Source organism: Pseudoduganella namucuonensis, from assembly GCF_900116645.1.
Classification (GTDB): Bacteria; Pseudomonadota; Gammaproteobacteria; order Burkholderiales; family Burkholderiaceae_D; genus Rugamonas; species Rugamonas namucuonensis.
Map to the genome: position 1 here is coordinate 87,145 of NZ_FPBO01000026.1, position 16,351 is coordinate 103,495.

Sequence of the window (16,351 nt, forward strand, 5' to 3'; positions counted from 1 at the left end):
GTACACTCGGGCAACATACCCACAACCGGGAGGCGCACCGTCATGAGATCTTGGACAGCTTGGAAATCATCCGCCGCCTGCGCGGCCATCGCAACGGGCCTGGCGGGATGCGGCCAAGTTCCCACCGCCGCCGATCCGGTTCCCGCGGCCGGCCTCGCACAGCAGCAACAGCAGCAGCCCTTCATCTGCCGCACGCAGGAATCCGGCCTGGGCCAGCCGCTGGTGGACAACCAGGACGGCATCGGCCACCCGGTGTTCGACGAGACCACCAATCAGCTGGTCGGCCACAGCAGGAATTGCAACGTCAAGACGCGCGTCCAATACTTCTACTTCACGGGCGCCCGCTTCAAGCCCTTCGATCCCGCGACCGGCTACGCCAAGCCGCCCGAGGACCTGAAGACCGCCAGCTACAAGGGCGCCGCGGTGCCGTTCGTCATCCGCGTCGAGGCGGGCACCATCAACCGCTTCATCTACACGGTCGCCATGCTGGCGCCCAAGGCCGACGCGCCGGAATGGAACCGCAAGCTGGTGTACTGGCTGCGCGGCGGCGTCGGCATCGGCCACCAGCAGGGCGTGGCCATGTGGTTCAACGACGCGGTGAGCGGCTCCGAGCGCAAGTTGCTGCCGAAGATACTGGAGCAGGGCTACGCCATCGTCAGCTCGTCCGGCAACGAGACCGGCGTGCACTACAACATGCGCCTGGCCGAGCAGACGGCCGCGATGACCAAGGCGCACTTCGTCGCCACCTACGGCCAGCCTAAATTCACCATCGGCATAGGTGGTTCGGGCGGCGCTGTCCAGCAGTACATGTTCGCGCAGAACCGGCCGGGATTGCTGGATGGCGGCATCCCCATCCAGTCCTATCCGGACATGGTGACGCAGACCATCCCCATCTCCGATTGCCCGCTGCTGGGACAGTACTTCAAGGAGGAGGTGGCGCTCGATCCCGCGTCGCCGTGGGCCAAGTGGAGCAACCAGACATGGATCGAGGGGATGAGCGCCAGCGACACCTCGCGCAACTCCCTGTTCAGCGGCGTGACCGGATCGACCGAGTGCATCAACGGCTGGAAGATGGCGATGCCGACGGTGCTCAACCCCCTGTTCAAGGACGACCGCTTCGACGTCGCCGCCAAGTTCTACCGCTACCCGTCCAACGCCCTCGCGAACGTGAAGTGGACGCACTGGAACGACCTGGCCGACGTGTACGGCACCGACAGCCAGGGCTATGCGCCGATTTCGGTGGACAACGTCGGCGTGCAATACGGCCTGCAGGCGCTGGCGCAAGGCCGGATCGGCGCCGATGAATTCTTGCGCGTCAACGCCTGCGCCGGCGGCTGGAAGGAGCAGCCGGACTTCGTGCCATGGGACCAGGGCGCCGACCCCTACGAGGCGCGCAACATGAAGCGCAGCGCGAGCTGCCGCGATCCGGCCGGCGCGCCCGCGCCGCGCAGGGAGGGCGACCTGTCCGCGATGCGCAAGGCCTATGCGTCCGGCCATGTGTTCACCGGCCAGCGCCTGGGCATACCGCTGATCGACCTGCGGCCCTATCTCGAGGCGGAGCTGAACATGCACAACTCGCGTCAATCCTTCTCGGTGCGCGCGCGCCTGCTGGAGGCGAATGCGGCGGAAGCGAAGAACCAGGTGATCTGGTTCACGCGGGCGGACACGGACCTGGCCAACGCCGTGGTGGAGGCCTTGTCGGTGCTGGACCGCCGCCTGAGCGACGGCGCGGCGCCCGCCGAATTCACCGACCGCTGCGTGGACGCCAAGGGCGCGGTGATCGCGTCCGGCCCGAACGTGTGGGACGGCATCCTGAACAAGGCGCCGCCGGGCGCGTGCGCCAAGGCGTATCCGATCTACACCAGTCCGCGCATGGTGGCGGGGGAGTCGATCAAGGGCGACATCTTCAAGTGCGCCTTGAAACCGGTGGCCGCCGCGCTGGCCGATGGCACCTATCCCGCCACCGTGCGGTTCACCGCGCAGCAGCAGGCCTGGCTGCACAGGATCTTCCCGCAGGGCGTGTGCGACTACAGCAAGGGCGACGTGGGGCGGCCCGGGTAGCGGCCCGGCGCCTTATTGCGCGGGCGCCTCGGGCGGCGGCGCCCAGCGCGTGTAGCGCGCGTTGATGCGCTCATAGGTGCCGTCCTGGCGCATCTCCGCCAGCGCCTTGTTCAGCTTGAGCACGATGTCGCCGGACAGGTCGTGGTGGCAGCCCAGGTACAGGTCCGAGTGGCCGAAGGTCAGCACCGGCACGATGCGCCCCGTCATTCCCGCCGCCGCCGTGATGGACACGCCGCGCTGGCGCGAAACGGCCCAATACTCGAAACGGTTGGCGACCAGCTTGGCGGGATTGAGCGAATCGGTCGGGGTCGGGTCCACCCGGAACTTGTTCGCCACCAGCCACTGCGTGATGACGTCCGACGCGGAGCCGCCGATCAGCGCGGAGCGCACGTCCTCCAGGCTGCGCGGGGCCAGCTTGTCCTCGGCGCGCGCGTACAGCACCCAGTCCATCTGCGCGATCGGGCCCACCCACTGGAACTGGTCCTCCCGCTCCTTGGTGCGCGCCATCGAAAAGGCGCAGTGCCCGGGCAGGTCGTGCGCGGACTGGTAGGCGCGAGGCCAGGGGGTGAAGCGCAGCGTGTAGGGCACGCCGGCGCGCTTGAACATCTCCTCCACCTTCTCCGTGGACAGGCCGACGACGCGGCCATCGGTCTGCATATTGTGCGGCGGGTCGTGCGCCGTCACCAGCGACAGCGGCGCGGCAAGCGCCGCGGGCAGGGCGAGCGTTGCGAGCAGGGACAGGCAGGGGAGGGCCTTGTTGCGCATGTGACGATTATATTGCATATCACATTCTGAAAAATGAATGTTGTTGCGTTTGTTGTATCGGATATATATAATTCCGACAAAATTTCCCCGACCGGGACAATGACACAAAAGGCCGCGCCCATCACGCGGCCTTTTGCTTTGCCCGGACACCAGAACAATGCGGGAATAGGGAGACACTTCGACAACGAGGCACGACCCATAAGGAATGTGAAATGATCAAGATGTCCAAGATGCACAAGCGTCTCTCCCGCACCGGCCGCGCCGTACTGGCCCTCAGCGCCCTGGCGCCCGCCGGCGTGGCGATGGCCCAGGAAGTCCAGCAGCAAGTCCAGGCCGGCCAGCTGGAAACCGTGACCGTGACGGCGCAGCGCCGCACCGAAAACATCCGCGACGTGCCGGTGTCCGTGTCGGCCCTGAAGGACGAAAAGCTGGACGTGATCCTCTCCGGCGGCCAGGACATCCGCGTCCTCTCCGGCAAGGTGCCCAGCCTGAACGTGGAATCGTCCACCGGCCGCGTGTTCCCGCGCTTCTACATCCGCGGCTACGGCAACGCCGACTTCAGCACCTTCGCCTCGCAACCCGTGTCGCTGATCTACGATGACGTGGTGCAGGAGAACCCCATCCTCAAGGGCTACCCGATGTTCGACCTGGCCGGCGTGGAAGTGCTGCGCGGCCCGCAAGGCACGCTGTTCGGCCGCAACACGCCGGCCGGCGTGGTCAAATTCGAATCCGCGAAGCCGAGCCTGAAAGGCATCGAGGGCTATTACAACCTGTCCTACGCCACCCACGGCACCGCCAACGTGGAAGGTGCCGTCAACGTGCCGCTGTCGAGCGAATGGGCGATGCGCGCCTCCGTGCTGCGCCAGCACCGCGACGACTACGTGTCCAACGTTTTCACCGGTGAAAACGACTCGATGGAAGGCTACAACGAGCACGCCGAGCGCGTGCAGTTCCTGTACAAGCCCAACGCCGCCTTCAACGCGCTGTTCAATGTGCACCAGCGCACCGGCGCCGGCAGCTCGCGCCTGTTCCGCGCCAACATCATCAAGAAGGGCACGAACGACCTGGTGGACGGCTTCGACGCCGAGAAGATCTACACCAACGGCCGGAACTACCAGAGCCTGAAAACCCAGGGCGGCAACGTGCGCCTGAGCTGGGACCTGGGCGCGGTGAAGCTGTACTCCATCACCGGCTACGAATCCGTGGCGCGCTACGTGAGCCGCGGCGACATCGACGGCGGCAACCCCACCAACGCCCCGGCCGTGCCGTTCCAGGTGGAGACGGCCGGCAGCATCCCCGACCTGAAGCAGTACTCGCAGGAGTTCCGCGTTGAATCGAAGCTGGCCGGCCCGTTGAACTGGCAGGCCGGCGTGTACTACTTCGACGAGGACGCCACCGGCTCCACCGACAACTTCAACGTCGCCGGCGCCCGCACCACGCGCGTGACCAGCAACCAGCAGAACACCGCCTGGGCGGCCTTTGGCTCCGTGAACTACGCCGTCAGCGACGCGTTCACCGTGCGCGGCGGCCTGCGCTACACCAAGGACAAGAAGGACTTCGCCACGCTGGAAACCATCAACACCGTGCTGACCGGCGCGCCGACGGTGGGCATCAGCAAGGACAAGTTCAACTGGGACCTGAGCGGCACCTACGCGCTGAACAAGGACGTGAGCGTGTACGGCCGCGTGGCGACCGGCTTCCGCGCGCCGAGCATCGCGGCCGCGTCCACCGCCGTGCCGATCACCGTGGCCGACGCGGAGACCATCGTCTCGTACGAGGCCGGCGTGAAGGCCGACCTGCTGAACCGCCGCGCCCGCGCCGCGCTGAGCGTGTACGACTACGACGTGAAGAACCAGCAGCTGACCGTGGTGGGTGGCAACTCCAACGTGACGAAGCTGATCAACGCCGCCAAGACCAAGGGCCGCGGCATCGAAGCCGAGATCGAAGGCTTCGTGACCAACGACTTCAAGGTCGCGCTGAGCGGCAGCTACAACTTCACCGAGATCAACGACCCGTCGCTGTCGGTGAACAAGTGCGCGCAATGCACGGTGCTGGACCCGATCAACGCGTCCGGCCGCGTGGTTATCGACGGCAACGCGCTGCCGCAGGCGCCGAAGTGGATATTCAACGCCAGCGCGCGCTACAACTGGCCGCTGGCCGACGGCAACCTGTTCGTGCTGACCGACTGGTCCTACCGCAGCAAGGTGAACTTCTTCCTGTACGAGTCGGTGGAGTTCACCGGCAAGGCCATGACCGAGGGCGGCCTGCGCGTGGGTTACAACTGGGCGGGCGGCAAGTACGAGGTGGCCGCGTTCGGCCGCAACATCACCGACACCCAGCGCATCACCGGTGGCATCGACTTCAACAACCTGACCGGCTTCATCAACGAGCCGCGGCAGTGGGGCGTGCAGTTCAAGGGCAGTTTCTAAGCCCAGGTTGGCTGTCCGGCCAAAGGCGGTAAACGCTGCGGTTGGACAGCCTGGCCAACGGCCGCTATAATTGCGGCCTCAATTCCCTGATAGCTCAGTCGGTAGAGCGACGGACTGTTAATCCGCAGGTCCCTGGTTCGAGTCCAGGTCGGGGAGCCAGAATTTGCTGCATGCCTAGAACCCAGCCCTTACCCGGTTGGGTTTTTTGCTTTCTAGGGCCAGTTTATTTGGCCGCTGGGAGAGCGTTGCGGGGCTGCTATGTCCGAGGGCATGGGGAGCGCTCCCGCGTGGCGTCTGGGGCACTATGCAGGCCTTGGTCGAATGGAGGAGGGCCTCAGGGAGCTTGGGAACTCGCATCAGATAAATGTCGGCGATCGCCCCAAAGCAGATTCACAAAATATCGAAAGAAACTCCAACTCCACAGTAAGCTACCGAATGCGAGGGACGAAAGGGATACGGCCGACAACTCAACGAGGCTTCACCGTGGCCACTGTTGGCTAACTCATCCTAGACATTCCTGACGCTCGGCGTGAAACACCGGATATGCCGGCTTCCTTTTCTCCGCATTGAATAATATCGTCCAGCACGCTACTAAAGCTGTGCGGAACCACAGTAAGGCGTAGTCCAAAATAAGTTCCTTGGAACGAGGTCGAGTCGACTCGGCGCACATGTTTTTGTCCAGTCATTTGTGCTGAGCCACTGCCAAATACAAACCACCCAAAGTTCGCTGCAAGTTCAGTTAGCACGAACAGCCCGAACCCCGAATTGCCATAGGTATTTGGTTCATCTTTCAATAAGAGTCCGGTTCTACTTACACCGGGCCGAACGGCCATACGGATAGCTTGTTCATCATCAGGAAGTTCACTGTCCGGCATCAATGTGGCTGTTAGTCCAACCCCTTCATCAATAATCGCAATTTCAACCTCGCCATTCGCCCAGCGCTGGCCGCTGATAAAGCACTCATCCACTTGCGCATGCTCAAATACATTTCGAATGATCTCACGCATGCAGTATGCGTAAGTTCGCAACTCTTCAGAGTCATCGCCAGAGCCAGCGACCACCGCTGCCAAGCTGCGAGAGACTTCCAGAATGGCGTCATACCAAGCCGTTATTCCTTCTGTATCTAAATCGACTGGGGGCCTAGCGAGATGCGTAATCGGAAGATAGCGTGCTGATCCTTTTGCTTCACCGATCAACCTTCCTTCGTCTATGTGAATGAAATCGAAGAACCCGAGATGCATTAGGTAGCTGTGCGCCTGCACCGATTGCTCTATGCCTCGATGCCAGGATTGGTAGCCACAAGAATGTCGGTACTCACGTCATTCACGTAATTTAGAGCCAGCTACAAGCATCGCTGTCGGAGTTGAATATCTCAAGCGACTAAAGTCGATAGCAACGTTATCCAAGTCACGTGTGGCATCCAATTCCTCCAATAGCCGAAATATGCTTGCGCGATCGAAGCGTGCGGGGATCGATATATCCACTGATGTCCTTTTGGAATCAGAGTTGCTTAAACAAAATTGTATGTCGAAAGGCGGGTTGCTTATCGCCGTAGCACTTAGTCGTAAATGGTATTTAAGGTCGCTCTCGGTCGATAAATGTGTTTTGCTTTGTGTGCAATTCGAGAATCGCATCCAGTTCAGTCTCGAGTATTAGCCATAAATATTTTCGACTAAGTTCGCTCATGGCAGTATCACGGCCATTGAGGGTATTAGTTGCTCCATGAACTAATTTTGATCGCAATTTGTAAATTTCGCGCACATCGACCCGTATGCATGAACGTTGGACAGGAATGCTGCCAAGCAGGAATGCACATCTGTCCGCGAGACGTTCCGTGATTCCGCCCGATTCGCTTTCCTCTCCAAGGGCAGCTTCAATACCGATACATGTGCTGATGTAACTTGGTACAGTCTCGTCATCTGCCATCGCATCGAAGGCCCATTCAAAAGCGCTCCTCAATGACCTAGTCTGTTCCTCATTGATTCGCTCTACAAGTAACGAGTACGAGCTCGATAACAAATTTTGTAAGTCGCGCTGCATGTCGCTATTGGAAATTACAGGTGGCCGAACCTGTCTCATTCCCCCGATGGTGTAAATTCTTATTCTAGTTAAATAATTTGACAAATTACGGCTGAGTTGAATGCGTCTAACCGGGCGACCATTTGCAAATGACTCCGTTGCCAAGGCGGTAAGGGCTGGATGAGCGAGAACGTCACTATCTGGACCAGTGCTTAACTTGTGAAAACCAGGATGAAAGCCATCGACCGCGAATGCGTTCTTAATAACGCCCATTTGAACACACCGCTTTAAGATAGAAGTCGCACTTAGCATGGCTGACTGTGTACGGGAAGATGATAAATATCCGCTGATCGTAACCCTTAAAAATGTTTGAGTATTGTCAACTTCGACGTCTGCCGAACTGCCAGTATCTGAAACCATACCTTGGAAGGTTGACTCTGCCGACAAGAAGTCAGACTTACGGCCGAAATCCCGGCTAACGAGCTGTATCGATGAACAGAACTCGGTGTCCGGAATAGTCTGCATCTGAGGCAGTGGAAAGAAAACTTGATAAGTTCGCGGAATCTCTGCTAATGCGTTTATCAATTCCTCGCTTAGTAATCTCGCCTTTTCGACAGAAAGAGGTCTAGCTCGAAGCTTTAGTCCAACATTGAGTCGACGCAATATCGGCCTAGCTTCCTCAAAGAGAAAAGTAACTATGTCATCCGCTGACATCCAATCGCCGAAATACTTTAAGGCAGACTCGGCAAAAATATGAGTTGCTGGGTTCCACGCTGCAAGTATTTCGTTATCGATGACGGTCATGCCACTTAGTGTCGCAGCAAGTTTTATTGCAAGCGCTCGCCTAGCCTCATCCCCAAACTTTGCACGTGTATGTCGGCTTTCTTTGTTATCGTTTATTGCCATATTTATGTCGCGTGGTCAATCGATCGATCTGATCTGAGAAGTGAAGACGGCCCTGTTTGCTAAGTTGCTAAAAGGCAAGTCGCGCTATATGATGCCGGTGCCTATGACAAGAAGGATAGATGAAACTCAAATCGACCAGCATAGTCGTCCTTGTTTAATTGTACTAACCTTCTAGCTAGAAAAGTCACCATTTCTCCAATGAGGAAGCATCGCTTTACTTCCTAGAAAGTTAGTAAGCGGGAAAAGCGTACTGTCTCTCATTTCCCTGACCATTTAACGTCATATTCGTCGCAGGCTTCACCTTCCACTCATCTAGTTCAAAGTTACATCTTATTCGTCAGTAGACACTATGACAAGGGTTTGTCAGCGTTTAGTTACTCACGGGCCGGATGCATATCGCCATCTTACGGGGGGCGCAAATTGTCGTTAGGTGACCGACTACTTTGGTCAAGCTCAGACCCGAGCAGGATAACATGTTGCTCAAGGGGAAGTTCATACGTTCTCACGTCGGAACTCAAGGCTAAGTGGGGGAGCTCGAGTAGGACCGTAAGTGTAGAGTCAACTGTGGCTTCACTCGTGGACTCTTGGACAAGGTTTCTGAGGCGCAGAGAGGCCGTTGCAGGGCTGCGGCCCCTGACTGATAGCTGGGATAGCGAGGGCATGGAGACGCTCCCGCGTCGCACCTGGGGCCACTATGCAGGCCGTACGCGAATGGAAGAGGGCCTCAGGCAGCTTGGGAACTCGCATCAGATAACTGTCCGCTATCGCCCCAAAGCAGCCGCTCACACGACCGTGATATTGCGCAAGTTTTTTGTCAATCACGCCAACGTCCGCACATCCACCGATAAACATTTCATATGGTTTCTGCCAACCTAACCAAGTCTTGTCTTAGCAAACGTAGGCTCGGTGACCGATCTTCGGCAGCTTCGGGGTCCCATATTTGTCTAACGAAAGTGCTAAGCCGCTTGTTATAACCTAATCCTTGCGTAGCCATGCTTCCACGCTCAGCTATAAGGTCGTCGCGCACATCTCGAGCCGCTGAAGCCGCAAGACTTAATAAATGAGCCTTCGGATCCGCTAGGTCATCTGGTGCAGCAGGGAATTTATTTACGTTTTTCCCCATCATTTTTTTCATGCCACGATGATCAGCGAGGAGCCAGGACTCTACTTCTCGAACGGCCACATGGAATAGCAATGAATTCGGTGGCTTGGTCTTATTTAGCCATTCTACCTTTAGTTTTTCTACTGTCGGTATCGAGTCTAAGTCCGTAATTAACAACACCGGGGTTTGATGAGCCATTTCACAAAAACTAATGAACTTACTTTTCAAATAGCCGTTGCCACCCTTTCTAAGAACCAAATCAATCTGCAATCTAACTTCCGCCACGAGCCGAAGTCCTATCTGTTCGCTCAATTCATCCTCAACTGCAAGAACGACACCTCTCATTTCCATTGCCCCAATTTATCAATAGAAGTAGGCCGAGTTTTTGGCAGAATAACTTCTGCAACTGACAGGCCACTACGCAATGCGAGTACTTCAGCTGAATTGATCGACCTGACTTTTGTCCCCTCGGCCACAGGCTCCAAAAGCAATACGCCTCGACCGTCGATTCCAGAATTGCTTAGCAAAGCTTCGCTATGAGTACTGATTAACGTCTGCCTCCGGCGCTTGCGATCACGTTGAATTCTTTGAATCAACAATGGGATCTCCCTTACAATCCCGTCATTAAGCGATAGCTCAGGCTCCTCAAGAAGGAGCAGACTATCGCCTTCCAACAAGACCCATAGCAGACCTAAAAGCCGCAAAGTGCCATCCGAAAACTGATCCTCGCGCTGCCACCCCGCGTTAGGCCTGTAGTGCGAATACATCGCCTCAAGGTGAGGACGTCCGTTTATTTTGTCGGGCGTATAGCGAAGCTGCCGAAATTGCGGCACAGCTAATCCCAGAGCCTTTTCAATCTTTCCGAGTCTGGACTCGCGCGTCTTTAGGGGAGTTTTAGCAATTCTTTCGAGAAAACCCTGGCCAAAGGGATCATCATCAAGCCGTTGCCCGCCAATTAAATCCCCAAATTTCAACAATTGCGGAACGAGATGCAAATATGTTGTATCGGCGAAGAATTCTGCAAGTTCCCGGAATTCCGAATTAACTTGAATTTGTTCCAACGCGGTCTGCGTTAAGCGGACGACATCTTTTTTATCATCCTTCGTTGGACGATTCAGGATTTGCCTACTTTTATCCCACACTTGCTCTTTTGATATAAGCGTGCGCTGCGCGCCCTTACCTTCAGGCTTAAAACCAAGAATATACTTCCATCTAGGTTCCGCATCATCTTGGCTCTCCGAAATATGTACTTCAATCAACACCTCCGGGTCTGTACGAGCATGAAGGCATCTTAACTTTTGCACCCCCCCCCTGTCAGCAATAGCTTTTTGAAGGCCGCCACCCTGTGGTTTACTGATATCCCTTAAAAATCTGAAAACATCTAGAAAGTTCGATTTTCCAGCAGCATTCGCTCCCAAAATGTAAGTCCGCTCTCTCAACGGGACATTGACCTCACGAAAGTTACGCCAATTCTTGAGTATTAGATTTGTGATAATCATCGGTTATGGACTAGTTGAAGTGATCGCCGTTAGTCGGAATGCAATCGATTATTGCACAGTTGCGCGGAGGGAATGCAAATCAAGATTGTCGGCTTCAGGTCGTTATTGGCACTGAGCTTCAATGTCCTGAACGAAGCTCGGAAATTCTTCATCTGCATCTTGAAACACCCACACAACAGTGCGAGTCGGACCAGCATTTCTAAGTGCAAACGACTCCAATTGGGCTGCGAAATGCGCGATTCCTCTGGGACTGTAGCAGCTTCATAAGACCCCAACCCCGCAGCAAGAAACGAAAGGTAGTCGTAGAAATTGCGAGCCACGATTGCGGTCTCACCTTCGGCCCCCAAGAACACTATCGGCTGTTCCAACAAGTCAGGACAGGTTCGCACGATCCAGAATGCAGTGTAACCGCCAGAGCCATCTTGGCCAAAAACGCGAAATCTTGACCCATCCGCATTTGGATTGCCTGTCCAAGCCTGGAACCATTCGGCCGTTTCCTCAGCCGACTTGAATGCATCGTACGGCTCAAAATCAATACCTTCGCCATCCGCATATTCATAAGGCAGCTGATTTGCTTGATTCACCAATTCGGGAAGACAGTTTTTTTCATTCAACAATATTAGCATTCTTATTTATCTCCCAACGGTTTCGATGGACCGTTCTTGGCAGGATGGCGCCAGCGCTCTTTCAGTGAACTAAAGCAGGCGTGGACCACGAGAAGCACGAAGGTAACGATGCCAAGAACAATGCGACTGCGTTTTGTAAACAATTTCCGCATATGTCCTGCCAACATGCCCGTACCGAATATGTCCTACCAACATGCCCGTACCGAGTCCGAACGTCATATTCACGCCAAGTAGTGCAGCCACTGCCAAGCCAAGACCCATTCTAAATAACCAATGATTGCCTTGGGCACCTGACGAGTCTGCGCTTCACTATCTCTCATATTAATATGATTGCTTAATTGACAGCTTATCATACTGTTCATATGAAAAGATGTCCGCTTTTGGCCGTATTGTGCCGCTTAAGAAGATCCACCATGTATGTCTGATGAGGCGCAGCAAGTTCCCTGTTTAATCCAAAGTATTTTTTGCAGTGCAGTTTTTTCTGCCTTCTCATCTTCCGGATGAAGCGCTCAGGCAATATGTCGCGCCGCATCTACAAGGATGCGTTCCCCAAGCTCGCTCCTCATCAACGCCCATTCTATCCCTGTACATGCCAATCTTCAATGAGCAATATAACTGCTTTTCAGCATCCAGACACGCAGCATTTCCACCGAAGCAGGATCTCTTTCTGCGGCAGGAGGTATTGGACGCTCATTCATATAGTTCTATCTTTAAGTGTTCAATAGCGGTTATTGGCCGAGATGTGTCAGGAAACTAAATATTTTAGAAGCTTAGGGCACGTATACCATATAAACGTGAAATATATAGCCATCATCCGCCTCTAAAATCCGGGCCTGAAGTACAAGGTCACTGCTGCCTTCCTCTTGTGTCGAAAGGTCAATGAGTACATCCCAACGATCCCCAAGCCAAATACACACTGATGTGCTCCAAGTGGACTCAGGCAGGTCGATCAACTTTGCACCGTAATCTTCAATGGAATTCTGGATTTGTTCAGCAGTTGCAGCTGAAACCGGCGCGACACAGGGAATGCCTGACGCAAGCCGATAATCTTGACGCACAAACGCCGATACGATCTGAACCAAGATCGATCGCCAATCCGTTGGAATCGGACCTTCATTTCTATCGTCTTTTGTTACGGGAACTTCGTTGCGACATTCAGCTTGTGTTTGCATCTATCGATCCTTAGTAGCCAACTTCACTGGCCGCTTGCGACCGAATGCTGCCCTTGAACAGAATACCATGTATGTTGCTCAGGCAAAAGATGCATGAATTGTCACACTTGCGTGTCCGAGGCTGGGAACCCGGCGTGGTCGTGAGTTTGCAACCCAGACATGACGGGGCACCGCATACTGCCGGTTTATTGGGCCGCAGGGAGGGCGCTGGAACTTGCTAACCCATGAGGTCGAGTTCCACCGCACTGTTCTCCAGGTCACCGAACTGTTAATCCGCAGGTCCCTGGTTCGAGTCCAGGTGGGAGAGCCAGAATACAGAAAAGCCCAGCCTTCACCGGTTGGGCTTTTTGCATTGCGAGACGTGTTGCTTCTGGGGAGAAGCAGTCGGTGGTGCACCGGCTGCCAAGGCCGGGCTTAAAGTGCTTTCACCTGCAGAGTTTGATCCTGCGTTTTAATGTTGAACAGACGGTCAATGTTGGGGTGCTTGCCTGGGTTTGCGCGGGCGTCCTGCGTGTGTTCAGCATAAATCTTCAGGCCAACTTCCGCCGCTTCCGCAGTAATCGCGCCCAGCGCGTCAGCAAGCCAGGCGTAAACGCGAAGCGAGCCGGCCTGGCCTGGTTTATTTTCGATCTTTGCCACCGTAGTGCCCGCCTGATCGATCAGTTCGATTGCGGCCAACGTATCCCTGACAGGCAGCAGGGACAGGTTGTCTGAAAATTTATCGCTGAAGTTTGGCAGTTGCATAGGTACTCTTACAGGTGTTGGTTGGTGAAAAGAGTATTGTGTCATAGATGGCGTTTTGCCGGGCGGTGGACCATTTTTGCCTGCGGAAGTTCCGCGCCCGCCAGTCCAAGGCCCGTTGAGCGCTGGAGGCGCAAGCCACCACCCGCCTACGGCTTCAACATGATTTTCAAGATTTGTGTATTGGTATTGTTCGGCACACTATCCTTGTCCCCTGCGGCATCGCTGGTTGTCAGCCACAAATTGCCATCGATCGTCGGCTCCACAGTACGTATGCGGCCATAGGTGCCGACAAAAAATTGCCGCACGTTGATCAGGCTGGTTCCACTGATTTCGCTGCGATACAAACGCTTGCCGGACAAGCAGCCCACGTACAGGGAACTGCCGACGATGGCGATGCCGCTGCACGATGCCTCCGTATTTCGGTAGGTATATTTCGGCGCCACGTAGCCCGCTGTTGCGCAACCTGTCCCGGCGCGTGATATGACGCCTTCGCAATTCGGCCAGCCGTAGTTGCCGCCCTTGACGATCAAGTTGGTCTCGTCCAGCGAATCGCCAAATTCCTGTTCCCACAATCGCCCGCTGGCGTCGAACGCCAGTCCTTGGGGATTGCGATGCCCGTAACTCCAGACATAATTCCCAAACGGATTATCGGTCGGCGGGGTGCCATTCGGATTAAGTCGCAGTACCTTGCCGGAAAGTTGTTTGATGTCTTGCGCGAAGGGACCGTTTTGCCCGTCGCCCGTCGTCGCATACAGCTTGCCGTCCGGACCAAAACGGAGACGCCCGCCATTGTGGAATTTGTTGCGCCCAATGCCCTTCAACAATACCTCCAGCGATGCGATGTCGAGCTTCCCGTTCACATAGCGAAGGCGCACGATGCGGTTGTCGGTCGGGCTGGTGTGGTAGACGTAAAGCCAGGGATCCTGGTCCGGGAATCCGGCGGGGACGGCAATGCCCAGCAGGCCGCCTTCGCCATCGGTACCCTGGACGTTGGGAATGATGCCCAGCGAAGTTTTGGTGCCGGTGGTCGGGTCCAGCCGAATGATGTCGTGCGCGTCCCGGCGGCTGTACAGCACTGTTCCGTCCGGCAAGGCGGCCAGCCCCCACGGGATATCAGTCTCGACAGCTACCTGGGCCGCTGAGCAGATGACATCGGTGCAGCTCGTTCCCGAGGTCAAGGACAAGGTGGTCCCGCGCGGGGAGACGTTGCCTTGCGCATCGCGGGCGGCGACCGTGTACTGGTAGGTTGTGTTGGCGGCCAGCCCGGTGTCGGTGTACCCGAGCGTGCTGGTGCCGCCGATTTTCATGTTGTTGCGATAGATGTCGTATCCGGTGACGCCCACATTGTCGCTGGACGCGTTCCATGCCAACGTGGCCGTGGTCCCCGCCACTGTTCCGCGCAAGCCAGTCGGAACCGAGGGGGCTTGAGCGTCCGCCTCGCACTGCGGTACCTTGAGCTGAAGCGAAGTGCTGGCCTGCGAAACGTTGCCCGCGCCGTCGCGCGCATTGACGTACACGCCCCAGCTGGCGCCCGGCGTGAGCGTGAGCTGGGCAGTGAGCGTACTGGCGTTCACCGTCCCCAAGGCCTGGCCGTCGCGATAGATGTCGTAATAGGCGACGCCGACATTGTCGGTCGAGGCCTTCCACGTCAGCGTGGCGGAGCGGCACGTCAAGGCACTGATGGCCAACCCGCTCGGCGCCGTTGGCGCCTGCGTGTCGTTCGATGAAGGCGGCGCCGCGCTGAATGACCATTGTTGGTGGGCCAAACCCGCGCATCGCCACATATCGATGCCGGTGAGGTTGGCGGTGCGGCCGCCCATCACGGTCAGGCACAATCCGGAATGTACGCTGACAATTGTGTTGTCCGGCTTGATCGTCCATTTTTGATTGGCGCGGCCATGGCAGGGATAGGATTGCACGATTGCCTGGGGCAGGGTGCTTGCAGCCCTGACGTCCAGGCAGCGAGCGCCATCGAAGGTTCTTAGTTCGCCCGCCGCGGTGTATTCCCATTTCTGGTTGATCCCGCCGTGACAGTCGAAAATGATGGCGGCTGTTTCGGGCTGCTGGCTGCCCATGCTGATGTCCAGACACCGTTGCGAAGGGCCGCTCACCAGCAGTTGAGTTGGAGCCGCGGCGGAGGTGGGCGGCACGCCGCACGCTCCCAGGCCGGCGATCGCATGCAGTACCGCGAAACGGCGTGACTGCGGGCCTGCCTGCAAACCTTCGATGATGCGGATAGGTTTTATCACACTGTATCCTCACAGATGGTGTGATGCAGGCTAGCCGCAATGGGGCTACGGCCGCTCACATGGGAGACCGCTAACGTGCAGGCAATCGACTGCCTGAAAGTGCTGCGAGGTTAGCACCGAAATGCCGACCGAGTGTGTTTGATTGGTAGGCCATGGGTTTCAACGGCGCTGTCGCTCCAAGGAGGGGTTTGATGCCGCTGGTCCTGCGCGAAGCACAACCAGCTGTTATCCATAAAAGCCCTTGCATCGGCAAGGGCGCGATTTCGATCAGGCTTGAGACTCCGTCCAGACCAGGTTCCATAGATGGCCATCGATGTCCTCGAAACCCTGGTCATACATGAATCCATGGTCTTCGGCCGGATGCGGAATGCGGGCACCCGCGGCGGCAGCCTTGGCAATCAGGCTGTCCACTTCCTCCCGGCTTTCGCAGCTCAGGCACAAGACGACCTCATTGGCCTCCGTCGCGCGGGCGACGGGTTTGCCGGTCAATGACTGGAAGAACGGCTCGGTCGTCAGCATTGCGTATATGCAATCCTCCACGACGATCATGAAAGCCGCGTTCTCATTGGTGAATTCCGCTTTAAAGCTGAAACCGAGAGCGGAGAAGAAAGCCTTGGATTTGTCCAGCTGCCTGACCGGCAGGTTGACGATGAATTGTTTGTTCATGATGTCGCCTCATGGAAAAGTGGATCAAATAATGAATTGCACTATGACGACGAACGGCGTGGGAGGAAATCGACAGGCGCTCCCCTAGGCTCGCGACGAACTGACAAGTCGGC

General features: G+C 56.6%; 13 protein-coding genes and 1 tRNA gene. 3 read left to right on the forward strand and 11 right to left on the reverse strand.

Going from position 1 to position 16,351, the window contains the following annotated elements; all coding sequences use genetic code 11:
* The first annotated feature begins 42 nt into the window (after positions 1-42).
* Entirely contained in the window at positions 43-2,061 is a 2,019-nt protein-coding gene (locus tag BM436_RS23925) for a DUF6351 family protein (protein ID WP_093558054.1), read from the forward strand.
* 12 nt (positions 2,062-2,073) lie between these two features.
* On the opposite strand, the gene BM436_RS23930 is transcribed toward BM436_RS23925, so the two are convergent.
* Positions 2,074-2,844, reverse strand: coding sequence for a substrate-binding periplasmic protein (locus BM436_RS23930; protein WP_093558055.1), 771 nt, complete (start codon positions 2,842-2,844; stop codon positions 2,074-2,076).
* Between the two features lie 194 nt (positions 2,845-3,038).
* Here BM436_RS23930 and BM436_RS23935 point away from each other — a divergent pair, with 194 nt between their 5' ends.
* Entirely contained in the window at positions 3,039-5,255 is a 2,217-nt protein-coding gene (locus BM436_RS23935; protein WP_093558056.1) for a TonB-dependent receptor, read from the forward strand.
* 83 nt (positions 5,256-5,338) lie between these two features.
* A tRNA-Asn gene (locus tag BM436_RS23940) sits at positions 5,339-5,414 on the forward strand.
* 338 nt (positions 5,415-5,752) lie between these two features.
* Here the strand turns inward: BM436_RS23940 and BM436_RS36435 are convergent.
* The 10 genes from BM436_RS36435 to BM436_RS23965 all read right to left on the reverse strand — a co-directional run bounded on the left by BM436_RS36435 (position 5,753) and on the right by BM436_RS23965 (position 16,238).
* Complete coding sequence (locus BM436_RS36435; protein WP_143133292.1) at positions 5,753-6,517, reverse strand: ATP-binding protein; 765 nt, start codon at positions 6,515-6,517, stop codon at positions 5,753-5,755.
* A 313-nt stretch (positions 6,518-6,830) separates the two neighbouring features.
* Positions 6,831-8,180, reverse strand: a complete 1,350-nt coding sequence (locus BM436_RS36440; protein WP_143133293.1) for a HEPN domain-containing protein — start codon at positions 8,178-8,180, stop codon at positions 6,831-6,833.
* 853 nt (positions 8,181-9,033) lie between these two features.
* The gene (locus BM436_RS36445; RefSeq protein WP_177307455.1) at positions 9,034-9,627 is read right to left on the reverse strand and encodes a DUF4276 family protein; all 594 of its coding nucleotides are present in this window, start codon (positions 9,625-9,627) and stop codon (positions 9,034-9,036) included.
* Entirely contained in the window at positions 9,624-10,781 is a 1,158-nt protein-coding gene (locus BM436_RS23945; RefSeq protein ID WP_093558057.1) for an AAA family ATPase, read from the reverse strand. Before BM436_RS23945 ends, BM436_RS36445 begins: the two co-directional genes overlap by 4 nt.
* A 29-nt stretch (positions 10,782-10,810) precedes the next feature.
* On the reverse strand, positions 10,811-11,407 hold the full coding sequence (locus BM436_RS36450) for a hypothetical protein (RefSeq protein ID WP_143133295.1): 597 nt from the start codon (positions 11,405-11,407) through the stop codon (positions 10,811-10,813).
* A 599-nt stretch (positions 11,408-12,006) separates the two neighbouring features.
* Entirely contained in the window at positions 12,007-12,105 is a 99-nt protein-coding gene (locus tag BM436_RS38730) for a DUF5076 domain-containing protein (RefSeq protein WP_143133296.1), read from the reverse strand.
* Between the two features lie 72 nt (positions 12,106-12,177).
* Positions 12,178-12,579 carry a DUF7668 domain-containing protein gene (locus BM436_RS23950; protein WP_093558058.1) on the reverse strand — a complete coding sequence of 134 codons (402 nt, stop codon included), beginning with the start codon at positions 12,577-12,579 and terminating at the stop codon, positions 12,178-12,180.
* A gap of 414 nt (positions 12,580-12,993) precedes the next feature.
* Positions 12,994-13,323, reverse strand: coding sequence for a DUF2322 family protein (locus BM436_RS23955; RefSeq protein ID WP_093558059.1), 330 nt, complete (start codon positions 13,321-13,323; stop codon positions 12,994-12,996).
* Between the two features lie 146 nt (positions 13,324-13,469).
* Complete coding sequence (locus BM436_RS23960; protein ID WP_218164917.1) at positions 13,470-15,572, reverse strand: PQQ-dependent sugar dehydrogenase; 2,103 nt, start codon at positions 15,570-15,572, stop codon at positions 13,470-13,472.
* A gap of 267 nt (positions 15,573-15,839) precedes the next feature.
* Positions 15,840-16,238: a VOC family protein gene (locus tag BM436_RS23965; protein ID WP_093558060.1), complete on the reverse strand. Its 399-nt coding sequence runs from the start codon at positions 16,236-16,238 to the stop codon at positions 15,840-15,842.
* Positions 16,239-16,351 lie beyond the last annotated feature (113 nt).

Excerpts from the sequence above, each read along its gene's own strand:
- BM436_RS23925 (WP_093558054.1), top strand. The coding sequence starts at position 43 with ATGAGATCTTGGACAGCTTGGAAATCATCCGCCGCCTGCGCGGCCATC.
- BM436_RS23930 (WP_093558055.1), bottom strand. The coding sequence starts at position 2,844 with ATGCAATATAATCGTCACATGCGCAACAAGGCCCTCCCCTGCCTGTCC.
- BM436_RS23935 (WP_093558056.1), top strand. The coding sequence starts at position 3,039 with ATGATCAAGATGTCCAAGATGCACAAGCGTCTCTCCCGCACCGGCCGC.
- BM436_RS36440 (WP_143133293.1), bottom strand. The coding sequence starts at position 8,180 with ATGGCAATAAACGATAACAAAGAAAGCCGACATACACGTGCAAAGTTT.
- BM436_RS36445 (WP_177307455.1), bottom strand. The coding sequence starts at position 9,627 with ATGAGAGGTGTCGTTCTTGCAGTTGAGGATGAATTGAGCGAACAGATA.
- BM436_RS23945 (WP_093558057.1), bottom strand. The coding sequence starts at position 10,781 with ATGATTATCACAAATCTAATACTCAAGAATTGGCGTAACTTTCGTGAG.
- BM436_RS36450 (WP_143133295.1), bottom strand. The coding sequence starts at position 11,407 with ATGCTAATATTGTTGAATGAAAAAAACTGTCTTCCCGAATTGGTGAAT.
- BM436_RS38730 (WP_143133296.1), bottom strand. The coding sequence starts at position 12,105 with ATGAATGAGCGTCCAATACCTCCTGCCGCAGAAAGAGATCCTGCTTCG.
- BM436_RS23950 (WP_093558058.1), bottom strand. The coding sequence starts at position 12,579 with ATGCAAACACAAGCTGAATGTCGCAACGAAGTTCCCGTAACAAAAGAC.
- BM436_RS23955 (WP_093558059.1), bottom strand. The coding sequence starts at position 13,323 with ATGCAACTGCCAAACTTCAGCGATAAATTTTCAGACAACCTGTCCCTG.
- BM436_RS23965 (WP_093558060.1), bottom strand. The coding sequence starts at position 16,238 with ATGAACAAACAATTCATCGTCAACCTGCCGGTCAGGCAGCTGGACAAA.